Source organism: Pseudomonas sp. DWP2-2 (assembly GCF_049897065.1).
Lineage (GTDB): Bacteria > Pseudomonadota > Gammaproteobacteria > Pseudomonadales > Pseudomonadaceae > Aquipseudomonas > Aquipseudomonas paracarnis.
This window is the reverse complement of the sequence record NZ_JAFCVN010000020.1, coordinates 34,848-49,864: the sequence shown is the minus strand read 5'-3', so window position 1 is coordinate 49,864 and position 15,017 is coordinate 34,848. Positions and strand designations below refer to the sequence as shown.

General features: G+C 55.7%; 11 protein-coding genes and 4 tRNA genes. All 15 read left to right on the top strand.

Translation table 11 applies throughout. The features are described 5' to 3' along the window. Positions 1 to 215: 215 nt before the first annotated feature. The 15 genes from birA (at position 216) to rpoC (ending at position 14,915) form a co-directional block, all read left to right on the top strand. Positions 216 to 1,175 (top strand): bifunctional biotin--[acetyl-CoA-carboxylase] ligase/biotin operon repressor BirA, encoded by a 960-nt coding sequence (birA, locus tag ACP7CZ_RS26525; RefSeq protein ID WP_054918205.1) that lies wholly within the window; start codon positions 216 to 218, stop codon positions 1,173 to 1,175. Next, on the top strand, positions 1,165 to 1,914 hold the full coding sequence (locus tag ACP7CZ_RS26520; protein ID WP_054896954.1) for a pantothenate kinase: 750 nt from the start codon (positions 1,165 to 1,167) through the stop codon (positions 1,912 to 1,914). The genes birA and ACP7CZ_RS26520 overlap by 11 nt, the downstream gene beginning before the upstream one ends. A gap of 7 nt (positions 1,915 to 1,921) precedes the next feature. After that, entirely contained in the window at positions 1,922 to 2,368 is a 447-nt protein-coding gene (locus ACP7CZ_RS26515) for a hypothetical protein (protein WP_054896953.1), read from the top strand. 142 nt (positions 2,369 to 2,510) lie between these two features. Beyond that, positions 2,511 to 2,595 (top strand) — tRNA-Tyr (locus ACP7CZ_RS26510). Positions 2,596 to 2,619: 24 nt separating this feature from the next. Beyond that, positions 2,620 to 2,693: transfer RNA gene (locus ACP7CZ_RS26505), tRNA-Gly, on the top strand. 26 nt (positions 2,694 to 2,719) lie between these two features. After that, positions 2,720 to 2,795: transfer RNA gene (locus tag ACP7CZ_RS26500), tRNA-Thr, on the top strand. A 143-nt stretch (positions 2,796 to 2,938) separates the two neighbouring features. Continuing rightward, positions 2,939 to 3,014 (top strand) — tRNA-Trp (locus tag ACP7CZ_RS26495). A 45-nt stretch (positions 3,015 to 3,059) separates the two neighbouring features. Further along, a complete protein-coding gene (gene secE, locus ACP7CZ_RS26490) occupies positions 3,060 to 3,428 on the top strand; it encodes a preprotein translocase subunit SecE (RefSeq protein ID WP_294182451.1) in 369 nt (122 codons plus the stop codon). A 9-nt stretch (positions 3,429 to 3,437) separates the two neighbouring features. Next, on the top strand, positions 3,438 to 3,971 hold the full coding sequence (gene nusG, locus ACP7CZ_RS26485; protein ID WP_003176436.1) for a transcription termination/antitermination protein NusG: 534 nt from the start codon (positions 3,438 to 3,440) through the stop codon (positions 3,969 to 3,971). 116 nt (positions 3,972 to 4,087) lie between these two features. Beyond that, positions 4,088 to 4,519 (top strand): 50S ribosomal protein L11, encoded by a 432-nt coding sequence (rplK, locus tag ACP7CZ_RS26480; RefSeq protein ID WP_003176435.1) that lies wholly within the window; start codon positions 4,088 to 4,090, stop codon positions 4,517 to 4,519. Continuing rightward, the gene (gene rplA, locus ACP7CZ_RS26475) at positions 4,519 to 5,214 is read left to right on the top strand and encodes a 50S ribosomal protein L1 (protein WP_003176434.1); all 696 of its coding nucleotides are present in this window, start codon (positions 4,519 to 4,521) and stop codon (positions 5,212 to 5,214) included. Before rplK ends, rplA begins: the two co-directional genes overlap by 1 nt. A 199-nt stretch (positions 5,215 to 5,413) precedes the next feature. Beyond that, positions 5,414 to 5,914 (top strand): 50S ribosomal protein L10, encoded by a 501-nt coding sequence (rplJ, locus tag ACP7CZ_RS26470; RefSeq protein ID WP_003232405.1) that lies wholly within the window; start codon positions 5,414 to 5,416, stop codon positions 5,912 to 5,914. Between the two features lie 78 nt (positions 5,915 to 5,992). Next, positions 5,993 to 6,358 carry a 50S ribosomal protein L7/L12 gene (rplL, locus tag ACP7CZ_RS26465; protein ID WP_020302454.1) on the top strand — a complete coding sequence of 122 codons (366 nt, stop codon included), beginning with the start codon at positions 5,993 to 5,995 and terminating at the stop codon, positions 6,356 to 6,358. A 219-nt stretch (positions 6,359 to 6,577) separates the two neighbouring features. After that, positions 6,578 to 10,651, top strand: coding sequence for a DNA-directed RNA polymerase subunit beta (gene rpoB / locus ACP7CZ_RS26460; protein WP_010206926.1), 4,074 nt, complete (start codon positions 6,578 to 6,580; stop codon positions 10,649 to 10,651). A 64-nt stretch (positions 10,652 to 10,715) separates the two neighbouring features. Further along, entirely contained in the window at positions 10,716 to 14,915 is a 4,200-nt protein-coding gene (rpoC, locus tag ACP7CZ_RS26455; protein ID WP_003194653.1) for a DNA-directed RNA polymerase subunit beta', read from the top strand. Positions 14,916 to 15,017 lie beyond the last annotated feature (102 nt).

The window sequence follows — 15,017 nt, the reverse complement described above, 5'->3', positions numbered from 1 at the left end:
ACGATGCATCGCCGATGGTAGTGTGGGGTTTCCCCATGTGAGAGTAGGTCATCGTCAAGATTAAATTCCGAAACCCCAATTGCGAAAGCAGTTGGGGTTTTGTTTTGGGCGCTCGAAAATCTGGTGGGGCGTCGATCATGACTGATATCCAGCCTTTCTATGCAATGACCCTGCGCATGGCTATCATGCGTGCCTCATTCTGAGGCGATATGTGCATGCTGACGTTGTTGAAACTTCTGAAAGATGGTCGCTTTCATTCTGGAGAAGCGCTTGGTGCCGCCCTAGGCGTCAGTCGCAGTGCCGTGTGGAAGCAGCTTCAGCATCTTGAGGCAGAATTGAATCTCCCCATTCATAAGATCCGGGGGCGCGGATATAGATTGGCTGCGCCATTGATGTTTTTGAATGCGCAGGAAATTTCTCAGAGGGCGGCTTCCTTGGCTTGGCCCGTTCACATTTTCGACTCCATTGACTCCACTAATGCTGAGGCTTTACGTCTTGTCGATGCGGGCAGTGCGGCTCCTTTTATTGTGCTAGCGGAGCAGCAGACGGCTGGTAGGGGGCGACGAGGCCGCAAATGGGTCAGTCCATTTGCGCAAAACGTTTACTACAGCCTTGTATTGCGTGTTGAGGGCGGCCTGCGGCAACTGGAAGGGCTGAGTCTGGTGGTGGGGTTGGCAGTCCTGCAGGCTCTGCGTGAGTCGGGCGTGGAGGGCGCAGCTTTGAAGTGGCCAAACGACGTCCTGGTTGGGCACAAGAAAATCTCAGGCATCTTGCTTGAGTTGGTGGGAGATCCCGCAGATATCTGTCACGTTGTGCTAGGGATAGGTATCAATGTGAATATGCAGAAGGCTGTAGAGGTTGATCAGCAGTGGACCTCGATGCAGCTCGAGACGGGCTCTTCTGTTGATCGCAATCACCTGGTGGCGCGACTGGGCTTGCAACTACAAGCCTACCTGGACCGACACAAGGCTGCGGGTTTTGCCGGGCTGCAAGCAGAATGGCAGCAGCATCACGCGTGGCAAGGGAAGTGTGTGTCGCTTATCGCGGGTGTCAATCGGATTGATGGGGTTGTGCTCGGTGTGGATTGTCAGGGCGCGTTGCGTTTGGATGTCGGTGGCGTTGAGAAAATATACAGCGGTGGTGAGCTAAGTCTGAGGTTGCGTGATGATTCTTGAGCTCGACTGTGGAAATAGCTTTATCAAGTGGCGTGTTCTTGAGTCGAGTGATGCAAGTGTCCGCGCCGAAGGCATCGCAGGTTCGGATATTGCGCTGATCGACAGTTTGGTGGCTTTGCCTGGTCTATTGCTCACGCGTTGTCGGTTGGTGAGTGTTCGCGCGCTTGAGGAGACCGATAAGTTGATAGCAGCGTTGGTAGGGGCATTTGGCGTTGCTGTTTCCTGTGCCACCTCTGCTCGAGAAATGAGCGGAGTACGCAACGGCTACGAAGACTTCCAGCGCCTAGGAATGGATCGATGGCTGGCCATGCTAGGCGCGTTCAAGTTGGCGTCAGGTGCATGTCTGGTACTCGATTTTGGTACGGCGGCGACCGCAGATTTTATCGGTCCGGACGGTGAGCACCTGGGGGGGTTTATTTGCCCGGGTATGCCGCTTATGCGTAATCAACTGCGAACCCATACTCGCAAGATACGTTATGACGACGCGGCCGCTGAGCGGGCGCTGGAGCGTCTCTCTCCAGGTCGCACGACCGTAGAGGCCGTCGAGCGTGGTTGTACGCTCATGCTTAGAGGTTTCGTGCTGACTCAGCTCGAGTTGGCGCGAGGCTATTGGGGGGAGGATTTCACGGTCTTCCTCACTGGAGGCGATGCCGACCTGGTCAGGGATGCTGCGCCGCAGGCTCGGCTGGTCCCGGACCTGGTGTTTGTTGGTTTGGCGATGGCGTGTCCTTTGTCTTGAGGTGATTATGCGCTGGCTGTTTTTACTTTTACTGGTTCTCAATGTTTTTTATTACGTCTGGCATCAGCAAGAGGCGCCATTGCGGGCCAAGGATGTCACGCCCTTGAATCTCCATCGAGGAGCGCAGCAAGATATTCGCCTCTTGAGTGAGTCGGCAGATGCGGTGGCTCGGCGTGATCGAGCGAGGTCGGCGGAGGCGCAGAATACCTGCTTGTACATCGGCGGTTTCTCGGATCGACGCCAAGCCTCTTCTCTTGAGCAGAGGCTCACGAGCCTGGATATAAAGGTCACGGTCCAGTTGCTGAATGCACAGAGCGCCTCGGGTTATTGGTTGCGTGTGGCCCCTGAAAGCCGTCGCCTGGCTGACGATCTGCCCTTTGAAAGCCTTGCTAATGAATTCAATGAGTTAAAACATAAAATAATGCTGTGCGAAGGCATTGCAACTCTCGAATAGTTTGCATAGAATGGCGCCCGCTTCGCAGTGAAGACCTTTAAGGGCTACAGTGCGAAGCTACCGTCAATGCAGCTAACCTCATAATTTAAATGAGAAAATGCTTGACAGAAGGTCGGCGTGATGTAAAATGCCGGCTCGCTTAGGAGGGGTTCCCGAGCGGCCAAAGGGATCAGACTGTAAATCTGACGTCTACGACTTCGAAGGTTCGAATCCTTCCCCCTCCACCATTTTTAGCGTGAGCTGCAAGCTCCGCGGGTATAGTTTAGTGGTAGAACCTCAGCCTTCCAAGCTGATGATGCGGGTTCGATTCCCGCTACCCGCTCCAAGTTTGCAGGTTGTGCAAGGTGTTTCGCTCTTGTAGCTCAGTTGGTAGAGCACACCCTTGGTAAGGGTGAGGTCAGCGGTTCAAATCCGCTCAAGAGCTCCATATGACAAGGCAGATATGAAAATATCTGCCTTTGTTTTAACAGCTGCCTCGGCTTGAATGTTGTTCGGTGTTTCAGGTCTTGTGGGGTTGGTTGTTGTAAAGTCTTTTTCAGGCCTGCATAATGGTCGGCCTGATTTTGTTTTAGGTCAGTAGCTCAATTGGCAGAGCGACGGTCTCCAAAACCGTAGGTTGGGGGTTCGATTCCCTCCTGACCTGCCAGATTCACGTGGTGTGTCTGGCTTTCTTTTCACAGGATCTTCATAGATGACTCCTAAGGCTGAAGCTCAAAGCTCTCGTTTCGATCTGGTAAAGTGGCTCGCTGTAGTCGCCTTGGTGGTCGTAGGCGTTGTTGGCAATCAGTACTATTCTGCTTCGCCGATCCTGTACCGTGTACTCGCTTTGCTTGCCCTCGCTGCTGTAGCTGCCTTTGTAGGCCTGCAGACTGCCAAAGGCAAGTCCTTCGCGGGACTGGTTAAGGAAGCTCGCACCGAAATCCGTAAAGTCGTTTGGCCGACTCGCCAAGAAACCACTCAGACCACATTGATTGTCGTGGCTGTTGTTCTGGTTATGGCGTTGCTGTTGTGGGGGCTTGACTCCCTGCTCGGCTGGCTTGTTTCCTTGATTGTTGGCTAAGGGTGTCCCGTGGCTAAGCGTTGGTACGTTGTGCATGCTTACTCGGGTTACGAGAAGCATGTTATGCGCTCTTTGCTGGAGCGCGTAAAGCTGGCAGGCATGGAAGATGGCTTCGGCGAAATTCTGGTTCCCACTGAAGAAGTGGTTGAAATGCGGAATGGGCAGAAGCGCAAAAGCGAACGCAAGTTCTTCCCTGGCTACGTGCTGGTACAGATGGACATGAACGAAGGTACTTGGCACTTGGTCAAGGATACCCCTCGCGTCATGGGCTTTATTGGCGGTACTGCCGACAAGCCTGCTCCGATCACCGACAAAGAGGCGGAAGCAATTCTGCGTCGTGTTGCTGACGGTAGCGACAAGCCCAAGCCGAAGACATTGTTCGAGCCGGGTGAGGTTGTTCGCGTTACAGACGGTCCGTTCGCTGATTTTAACGGTACCGTCGAAGAAGTTAACTACGAAAAGAGCCGGATCCAAGTGGCAGTGCTCATTTTCGGTCGCTCTACCCCGGTAGAGTTGGAGTTCAGCCAGGTCGAAAAGGTCTAGCAGGACAAGCATCCCAACCCCGCAGCCTAGGCTGTGGGGTTTTGTCGTCACTGGGATAAACGCGCAAGTAACCGGGGAGCCTTTCGAGGCGTTTGAACCCGTAATTGGAGTGCCTCATGGCCAAGAAGATTACCGCTTACATCAAGCTGCAAGTGAAGGCCGCTCAGGCCAACCCTAGCCCACCCGTCGGTCCAGCTCTGGGTCAGCACGGCGTGAACATCATGGAATTCTGCAAGGCCTTCAACGCCCGTACTCAGGGTCTTGAGCCAGGTCTGCCGACTCCAGTGATCATCACTGTATACAGCGACCGTAGCTTCACCTTCGAAACTAAGTCGACCCCGGCTTCGGTTTTGCTGAAGAAAGCTGCCGGTCTGACCAGCGGTTCCGCTCGTCCTAACACCGTTAAGGTTGGCACTGTAACCCGTGCTCAGCTGGAAGAAATCGCGAAAACCAAAAACGCGGATCTGACTGCAGCTGATATGGATGCAGCCGTGCGTACCATCGCCGGTTCTGCTCGTAGCATGGGCCTTAACGTGGAGGGTGTGTAATGGCTAAGCTGACCAAGCGCCAAAAGGCTATCGCCGGCAAAATCGAAGCGGGCAAGTCCTACAACTTCGTAGACGCTGCTGCCCTGCTGACCGAGCTGTCGACTGTCAAGTTCAGCGAGTCTGTTGACGTTGCTGTGAACCTGGGCGTTGACCCACGTAAATCCGACCAGGTCGTTCGTAGCGCTACTGTGCTGCCACACGGTACTGGCAAGACTGTACGTGTTGCCGTCTTCACCCAAGGCCCAGCTGCTGAAGCTGCTCTGGCCGCTGGTGCTGATCGCGTTGGCATGGACGACCTGGCTGCCGAAATGAAAGGCGGCGACCTGAACTATGACGTCGTAATTGCTTCCCCGGATGCAATGCGCGTTGTAGGTCAGTTGGGTCAGATCCTCGGTCCACGTGGCCTGATGCCTAACCCTAAAGTCGGCACCGTAACTCCAGACGTAGCTACCGCGGTTAAAAACGCCAAGGCTGGTCAGGTTCGTTATCGCACCGACAAAAACGGCATCATTCACACCTCCGTTGGCAAAGTCGGCTTCGATGCCGTCAAGCTGAAGGAAAACGTTGAAGCCCTGATCGCTGATCTGAAGCGTATCAAGCCTGCTTCCTCGAAAGGTATCTATGTCAAGCGCGTTACCCTGAGCACCACTATGGGCCCAGGTCTGGTCATCGACCAAGGCTCGCTGGACGTATAAGACATAAATTGGCGCAAGTAATTGCGCCAATTGAAAGATTGGGGTCCCTGCCTGGCGGGGGCTATCCAAGACCGTAGGCGACGCAAGTCTTAAACCAACAAGCCTACGCAGATGGTGCTCCCGGTTCCTTACCGAATCAGACACCAAAACGACATCAGGCCTAGGCCAGATGAAACGGTAACAAGCAGGAGTTAAACCCGTGGCAATTAATCTCGAAGACAAGAAGGCCATCGTCGCTGAAGTCAACGAGGCTGCCAAAGCTGCTCTGTCCGCTGTCGTGGCTGATGCCCGTGGTGTGACAGTAGGCGCTATGACCGGACTCCGTAAAGAGGCTCGTGAAGCTGGCGTATACGTACGTGTTGTACGTAACACCCTGCTCAAGCGCGCCGTTGCTGACACTGAATACAGTGTTCTCAACGACGTGTTCACTGGCCCGACTCTGATCGCGTTCTCTAAAGATCATCCAGGCGCTGCTGCCCGTTTGTTCAAGGAGTTCGCCAAGAGTCAGGATAAGTTCGAGATCAAGGCAGCTGCGTTCGAGGGCAAGTTCCTCGCAGCTAACCAAATCGACGTACTGGCAACACTGCCGACCCGCGACGAAGCCATTTCGCAGCTGATGAGCGTGATTCAAGGCGCTACCAGCAAGCTGGCTCGTACTCTGGCTGCAGTTCGCGAGCAAAAAGAAGCTGCCGCAGCCTAAGGCTGAGCAACCTCTCTCGCGTATTTTTGTTTATTTCGATGGCCGCGTAGGCCGTCCCCCAATTCAGGAAATACAGCAATGTCTATCTCCCAAGACGATATCCTCAACGCCGTAGCTGAAATGTCGGTTCTGCAGGTTGTTGAGCTGATCAAAGCTTTCGAAGAAAAATTCGGCGTTTCCGCTGCCGCTGCTTCCGCCGGTCCAGCTGCTGCTGCTGCCGTTGTTGAAGAGCAAACCGAATTCAACGTCATGCTGACCGAAGCTGGCGAGAAGAAAGTAAACGTGATCAAGGCAGTACGTGAACTGACCGGTCTGGGCCTGAAAGAAGCCAAGGCTGTAGTTGACGGCGCTCCTGCCATGGTTCTGGAAGCTGTTACTAAAGACGCAGCTGACAAAGCCAAAGCTACTCTGGAAGAAGCAGGCGCTAAAGTCGAGCTGAAGTAAGCATCGACCTTGCGTCTCCAGCCCAAGCGTTAAGCTGAAGGCTGATGGCTGGTGGCTCTTGCCACCGGCCTTTTTCCGTTCTTGGCTGTCGACTCGGTCGCCGCCATTAACGCGCTGTAGCCACCCGAAGCGGTGGTGCAAACCATGGGGTTTGCAAGATTTTCTGGCTGCTCCCGTCGGAGGGGCCAAACAAGCAGGTGACCAAGCTGGGGAACGCTGATGGCTTACTCATATACTGAGAAAAAACGTATCCGCAAGGACTTTAGCAAGTTGCCGGACGTCATGGATGTCCCGTACCTTCTGGCTATCCAGCTGGATTCGTATCGTGAATTCTTGCAGGCGGGAGCGACCAAAGATCAGTTCCGCGACGTGGGCCTGCATGCGGCCTTCAAATCCGTTTTCCCGATCATCAGCTACTCCGGCAATGCTGCGCTGGAGTACGTCGGTTATCGCCTGGGCGAACCGGCATTTGATGTCAAAGAATGCGTGTTACGTGGCGTTACGTACGCCGTACCTTTGCGGGTAAAAGTCCGTTTGATCATTTTCGACAAAGAATCGTCGAACAAAGCGATCAAGGACATCAAAGAGCAAGAAGTCTACATGGGCGAAATCCCATTGATGACCGAGAACGGTACCTTCGTAATCAACGGTACCGAGCGTGTAATCGTTTCCCAGCTGCACCGTTCCCCGGGCGTGTTCTTCGACCACGACCGCGGCAAGACGCACAGCTCCGGCAAACTCCTGTACTCCGCGCGGATCATTCCGTACCGCGGTTCGTGGTTGGACTTCGAGTTCGACCCGAAAGACTGCGTGTTCGTACGTATCGACCGTCGTCGCAAGCTGCCGGCCTCGGTACTGCTGCGCGCACTCGGCTATACCACTGAGCAAGTGCTGGACGCTTTTTATACCACCAACGTATTCAGCCTGAAGGATGAAACCCTCAAGCTGGAGCTGATCGCTTCGCGTCTGCGTGGTGAAATTGCCGTCCTGGACATCCAGGATGAAAAAGGCAAGGTCATCGTTGAGGCTGGCCGTCGTATCACTGCGCGCCACATCAACCAGATCGAAAAAGCCGGTATCAAAGAGCTGGAAGTGCCTCTGGACTACGTTCTGGGTCGCACTACCGCCAAGGTCATCGTTCACCCGGCTACAGGCGAAATCCTGGCTGAGTGCAACACCGAGCTGAACACCGAGATCCTGGCCAAAATCGCCAAGGCCCAGGTTGTTCGCATCGAGACCCTGTACACCAACGATATCGACTGCGGTCCGTTCATCTCCGACACACTGAAGATCGACTCCACCAGCAACCAATTGGAAGCGCTGGTCGAAATCTATCGCATGATGCGTCCTGGTGAGCCGCCAACCAAAGACGCTGCCGAAACCCTGTTCAACAACCTGTTCTTCAGCCCTGAGCGTTATGACCTGTCTGCGGTCGGCCGGATGAAGTTCAACCGTCGTATCGGTCGTACCGAGATCGAAGGTTCGGGCGTGCTGTGCAAGGAAGACATCGTCGCGGTATTGAAGACTTTGGTCGACATCCGTAACGGCAAAGGCATCGTCGATGACATCGACCACCTGGGTAACCGTCGTGTTCGCTGCGTAGGCGAAATGGCCGAGAACCAGTTCCGCGTTGGCCTGGTGCGTGTTGAGCGTGCGGTCAAAGAGCGTCTGTCGATGGCTGAAAGCGAAGGCCTGATGCCGCAAGACCTGATCAACGCCAAGCCAGTGGCTGCGGCGGTGAAAGAGTTCTTCGGTTCCAGCCAGCTTTCGCAGTTCATGGACCAGAACAACCCGCTCTCCGAGATCACCCACAAGCGCCGTGTTTCTGCACTGGGCCCGGGCGGTCTGACCCGTGAGCGTGCTGGCTTTGAAGTCCGTGACGTACACCCGACGCATTACGGTCGTGTATGCCCGATCGAAACGCCGGAAGGTCCGAACATCGGTCTGATCAACTCCCTGGCTGCCTATGCGCGCACCAACCAGTACGGCTTCCTCGAAAGCCCATACCGTGTGGTGAAAGACGCCCTGGTCACCGACGAGATCGTATTCCTGTCCGCCATCGAAGAAGCTGATCACGTGATCGCTCAGGCTTCGGCCACGATGAACGACAAGAAAGTCCTGGTCGACGAGCTGGTAGCTGTTCGTCACTTGAACGAGTTCACCGTCAAGGCGCCGGAAGACGTCACCTTGATGGACGTTTCTCCGAAGCAGGTAGTTTCGGTTGCAGCGTCGCTGATCCCGTTCCTGGAACACGATGACGCCAACCGTGCGTTGATGGGTTCCAACATGCAGCGTCAAGCTGTACCGACCCTGCGTGCTGACAAGCCGCTGGTAGGTACCGGCATGGAGCGCAACGTAGCACGTGACTCCGGCGTTTGCGTCGTGGCTCGTCGTGGCGGCGTGATCGACTCCGTTGATGCCAGCCGTATCGTGGTTCGTGTTGCCGATGACGAAGTAGAAACTGGCGAAGCCGGTGTCGACATCTACAACCTGACCAAATACACCCGCTCGAACCAGAACACCTGCATCAACCAGCGTCCGCTGGTGAGCAAGGGTGATCGCGTTCAGCGTAGCGACATCATGGCTGACGGCCCGTCCACCGACATGGGTGAACTGGCTCTCGGCCAGAACATGCGCATCGCGTTCATGGCATGGAACGGCTTCAACTTCGAAGACTCCATCTGCCTGTCCGAGCGTGTGGTTCAAGAAGACCGCTTCACCACGATCCACATCCAGGAACTGACCTGTGTGGCGCGTGATACCAAGCTTGGGCCTGAGGAAATCACTGCAGACATCCCGAACGTGGGTGAAGCTGCACTGAACAAGCTGGACGAAGCCGGTATCGTTTATGTAGGTGCTGAAGTTGGCGCTGGCGACATCCTGGTCGGTAAGGTCACTCCGAAAGGTGAGACTCAACTGACGCCGGAAGAGAAGCTGCTGCGTGCCATCTTCGGTGAAAAAGCCAGCGACGTTAAAGACACCTCCCTGCGTGTACCTACCGGTACCAAGGGTACTGTTATCGACGTACAGGTCTTCACCCGTGACGGCGTTGAGCGTGATGCTCGTGCACTGTCCATCGAGAAGACCCAGCTCGACGAGATCCGCAAGGATCTGAACGAAGAGTTCCGTATCGTTGAAGGCGCGACCTTCGAACGTCTGCGTTCCGCTCTGGTAGGCCACAAGGCTGAAGGCGGCGCAGGCCTGAAGAAAGGTCAGGACATCACCGACGAAATCCTCGACGGTCTTGAGCACGGCCAGTGGTTCAAACTGCGCATGGCTGAAGATGCTCTGAACGAGCAGCTCGAGAAGGCCCAGGCCTATATCGTTGATCGCCGCCGTCTGCTGGACGACAAGTTCGAAGACAAGAAGCGCAAACTGCAGCAGGGCGATGACCTGGCTCCAGGCGTGCTGAAAATCGTCAAGGTTTACCTGGCAATCCGTCGCCGCATCCAACCGGGCGACAAGATGGCCGGTCGTCACGGTAACAAGGGTGTGGTCTCTGTGATCATGCCGGTTGAAGACATGCCGCACGATGCCAATGGCACCCCGGTCGACGTCGTCCTCAACCCGTTGGGCGTACCTTCGCGTATGAACGTTGGTCAGATCCTTGAAACCCACCTGGGCCTCGCGGCCAAAGGTCTGGGCGAGAAGATCAACCGTATGATCGAAGAGCAGCGCAAGGTCGCAGACCTGCGTAAGTTCCTGCACGAGATCTACAACGAGATCGGTGGTCGCAACGAAGAGCTGGACACCTTCTCCGACCAGGAAATCCTGGATCTGGCGAAGAACCTGCGCGGCGGCGTTCCAATGGCTACCCCGGTGTTCGACGGTGCCAAGGAAAGCGAAATCAAGGCCATGCTCAAACTGGCAGACCTGCCAGAAAGCGGCCAGATGCAGCTGTTCGACGGCCGTACCGGCAACAAGTTCGAGCGCCCGGTTACTGTTGGCTACATGTACATGCTGAAGCTGAACCACTTGGTAGACGACAAGATGCACGCTCGTTCTACCGGTTCGTACAGCCTGGTTACCCAGCAGCCGCTGGGTGGTAAGGCTCAGTTCGGTGGTCAGCGTTTCGGGGAGATGGAGGTCTGGGCACTGGAAGCATACGGTGCTGCATACACTCTGCAAGAAATGCTCACAGTGAAGTCGGACGATGTGAACGGTCGTACCAAGATGTACAAAAACATCGTGGACGGCGATCACCGTATGGAGCCGGGCATGCCCGAGTCCTTCAACGTGTTGATCAAAGAAATTCGTTCCCTCGGCATCGATATCGATCTGGAAACCGAATAACACGTGACGCGAATCGAGAGCGGGGCTGTTTAGCCCGCTCTCTGCTCCGCCAGGAGGAAAGGCCTTGAAAGACCTACTGAATTTGCTGAAAAACCAGGGTCAAGTCGAAGAGTTCGACGCCATCCGTATTGGGTTGGCATCGCCTGAGATGATCCGTTCGTGGTCGTTCGGTGAAGTTAAAAAGCCGGAAACCATCAACTACCGTACGTTCAAACCTGAGCGTGACGGCCTGTTCTGCGCCAAGATCTTTGGCCCGGTAAAGGATTACGAGTGCCTGTGCGGTAAGTACAAGCGCTTGAAGCACCGTGGTGTGATCTGCGAGAAGTGTGGCGTTGAAGTCGCACTGGCCAAAGTTCGTCGTGAGCGCATGGCGCACATCGAACTGGCTTCGCCGGTTGCCCACATCTGGTTCCTGAAATCGCTGCCGTCCCGTATCGGCTTGCTGATGGACATGACCCTGCGTGATATCGAACGTGTTCTCTACTTCGAGAGCTATGTCGTTATCGATCCAGGCATGACCACCCTTGAAAAAGGTCAGCTGCTGAACGACGAGCAGTACTTCGAAGCGCTGGAAGAGTTCGGCGACGATTTCGATGCCCGCATGGGTGCCGAAGCTGTCCGCGAACTGCTGCACGCTATCGACCTGGAGCACGAGATTGGTCGTCTGCGTGAAGAGATTCCGCAAACCAACTCCGAAACCAAGATCAAGAAGCTGTCCAAGCGTCTGAAGTTGATGGAAGCCTTCCAGGGTTCCGGCAACTTGCCAGAGTGGATGGTGCTGACCGTTCTGCCGGTTCTGCCGCCAGACCTGCGTCCGCTGGTACCGTTGGACGGTGGTCGTTTCGCGACGTCCGACCTCAACGACCTGTACCGCCGCGTGATCAACCGTAACAACCGCTTGAAGCGCCTGCTTGATCTGTCCGCTCCGGACATCATCGTGCGCAACGAAAAGCGTATGTTGCAAGAAGCGGTCGATGCCCTGCTCGACAACGGTCGTCGTGGCCGCGCTATCACCGGCTCCAACAAGCGTCCTCTGAAATCCTTGGCTGACATGATCAAGGGTAAGCAAGGTCGTTTCCGTCAGAACTTGCTCGGTAAGCGTGTTGACTACTCCGGTCGTTCGGTAATTACCGTAGGCCCGACCCTGCGTCTGCACCAGTGCGGTCTGCCTAAGAAGATGGCACTCGAGCTGTTCAAGCCGTTCATCTTCGGCAAGCTGGAAATGCGCGGTCTCGCGACCACCATCAAAGCGGCCAAGAAGATGGTCGAGCGCGAACTGCCAGAGGTTTGGGACGTTCTCGCTGAAGTGATTCGCGAACACCCGGTTCTCCTCAATCGTGCACCGACCCTTCACCGTCTGGGTATCCAGGCGTTTGAACCGGTGCTGATCGAAGGTAAGGCTATCCAGCTGCACCCTCTGGTCTGTGCCGCGTACAACGCCGACTTCGACGGCGACCAAATGGCCGTGCACGTACCGCTGACACTGGAAGCCCAGTTGGAAGCGCGTGCGTTGATGATGTCGACCAACAACATTCTGTCGCCAGCCAACGGTGAGCCAATCATCGTTCCGTCGCAGGACGTTGTATTGGGTCTGTACTACATGACTCGTGAAGCGATCAACGCCAAAGGCGAAGGTCGTGTGTTCGCTGACCTGCAAGAAGTTGACCGTGTGTTCCGTGCCGGCGAAGCCGCACTGCACGCCAAGGTCAAGGTGCGGATCCACGAAACCGTCAACGACCGTGACGGCGGCAGCGTGAGCAACACCCGTATCGTCGACACCACTGTCGGCCGTGCGCTGTTGTACCAGGTTGTGCCAAAAGGTCTGTCGTACGACGTCGTCAACCTGCCGATGAAGAAAAAGGCGATCTCCAAGCTGATCAACCAGTGCTACCGCGTGGTTGGTTTGAAAGAGACCGTTATCTTCGCTGACCAGTTGATGTACACAGGTTTCGCTTACTCGACTATCTCCGGCGTTTCCATCGGCGTTAACGACTTCGTTATCCCGGATGAAAAAGCCCGCATCATCAGTGCTGCCACTGACGAAGTGAAAGAGATCGAGAGCCAGTACGCCTCCGGCCTGGTAACCCAGGGCGAGAAGTACAACAAGGTGATCGACCTTTGGTCCAAGGCCAACGACGAAGTGTCCAAGGCGATGATGGCCAACCTCTCGAAAGAGAAAGTCATCGACCGTCACGGCGACGAAGTTGACCAAGAGTCCTTCAACTCGATGTACATGATGGCCGACTCGGGCGCACGGGGTTCTGCTGCGCAGATCCGTCAGCTCGCCGGTATGCGTGGCCTGATGGCCAAGCCGGACGGCTCCATCATCGAAACGCCGATCACTGCGAACTTCCGTGAAGGTTTGAGCGTACTTCAGTACTTCATCTCCACTCACGGTGCTCGTAAGGGTCTTGCGGATACCGCGTTGAAAACCGCTAACTCCGGTTACCTGACTCGTCGTCTGGTAGACGTTGCACAAGATCTGGTTGTAACCGAGATCGATTGCGGCACCGAGCACGGCCTGCTGATGACGCCGCACATTGAAGGCGGTGACGTTGTAGAGCCGCTGGGTGAGCGCGTATTGGGTCGTGTTATTGCCCGTGACGTATTCAAGCCAGGTACCGAGGAAGTTATCGTTCCTGCCGGCACCCTGGTTGACGAGAAGTGGGTCGAGTTCATCGAACTCAACAGCATCGACGAAGTGATCGTTCGCTCGCCGATCAGCTGCGAAACCCGCTACGGCATCTGCGCCAAGTGCTATGGCCGTGACTTGGCTCGTGGTCACCAGGTGAACATCGGTGAAGCGGTCGGCGTTATCGCTGCCCAGTCCATCGGTGAGCCGGGTACCCAGCTCACCATGCGTACGTTCCACATCGGTGGTGCGGCAAGCCGGACCTCCGCAGCCGACAGCGTTCAGGTGAAGAATGGCGGTACCGTCCGCCTGCATAACCTCAAGCACGTTGAGCGAGTGGATGGTCACCTGGTTGCTGTGTCCCGTTCCGGTGAGCTGGCCATCGCTGATGACTACGGTCGTGAGCGTGAGCGTTACAAGCTGCCGTACGGTGCTGTGATTTCGGTTAAAGAAGGTGACAAGGTCGACGCTGGCGCAATCGTGGCCAAGTGGGATCCGCACACTCACCCAATCGTTACCGAAATGAAAGGTACCGTGACCTACGTGGGCATGGAAGAAGGCATCACGATCAAGCGTCAGACTGACGAATTGACCGGTATGACCAACATTGAAGTACTCGACGCCAAAGATCGTCCAGCTGCTGGTAAGGACATCCGTCCTGCCGTGAAGATGGTCGATGACAACGGCAAGGATCTGTTGCTGCCAGGCACTGACGTAATCGCTCAGTACTTCCTGCCAGCCAACGCCCTGGTCGGTGTAGCGGATGGTGCGAAGATCGCGATCGGTGATGTTATCGCGCGTATCCCGCAAGAAACTTCGAAGACCCGTGACATCACCGGTGGTCTGCCGCGTGTTGCCGACTTGTTCGAAGCTCGTCGTCCGAAAGAAGCGTCGATTCTGGCTGAAGTCAGCGGCACCATCGCGTTCGGTAAAGAAACCAAAGGCAAGCGCCGTCTGGTTATTACCCCGAACGACGGTAGCGATCCGTATGAAGAGCTGATTCCGAAGTGGCGTCACCTGAACGTGTTCGAAGGCGAACAGGTAAACCGCGGCGAAGTTATCTCCGACGGTCCGAGCGATCCACACGACATCCTGCGTCTGCTGGGTGTGAGTGCGCTGGCCAAGTATATCGTTAACGAGATCCAGGACGTTTACCGTCTGCAAGGCGTGAAGATCAACGACAAGCACATCGAGACCATCCTGCGTCAGATGCTGCGTAAAGTTGAAATCGCTGAATCCGGCGATTCCAGTTTCATCAAGGGCGACCAGATGGAACTGACTCACGTACTGGTAGAAAACGAGCGCCTGGCGAACGAAGAGAAGTTTGTCTCCAAGTTCACTCGCGTGCTGCTGGGTATCACCAAGGCGTCGTTGTCCACTGAGTCGTTCATCTCGGCGGCCTCCTTCCAAGAGACCACTCGCGTACTGACCGAAGCAGCGGTAACCGGCAAGCGCGATTACCTGCGCGGCCTGAAAGAAAACGTAGTCGTGGGTCGTCTGATCCCGGCAGGTACCGGTTTGGCTTACCACAGCGAGCGTAAGCGTCGCCGTGATGCTGACAAGCCGCTGCGCGTAAGCGCCAGTGAAGTGGAAGCTGCACTGACCGAAGCGCTGAACTCAAGCGGTAACTGAGTTCTGCGATAGATGAGTCTGGGCCCTGGCACTCCCGTTCGTCGGATCGAGGCATTTTTGCCCCGGTTCGACGCGAGGGGAGGTCGGGGCCTTGCCTTGACT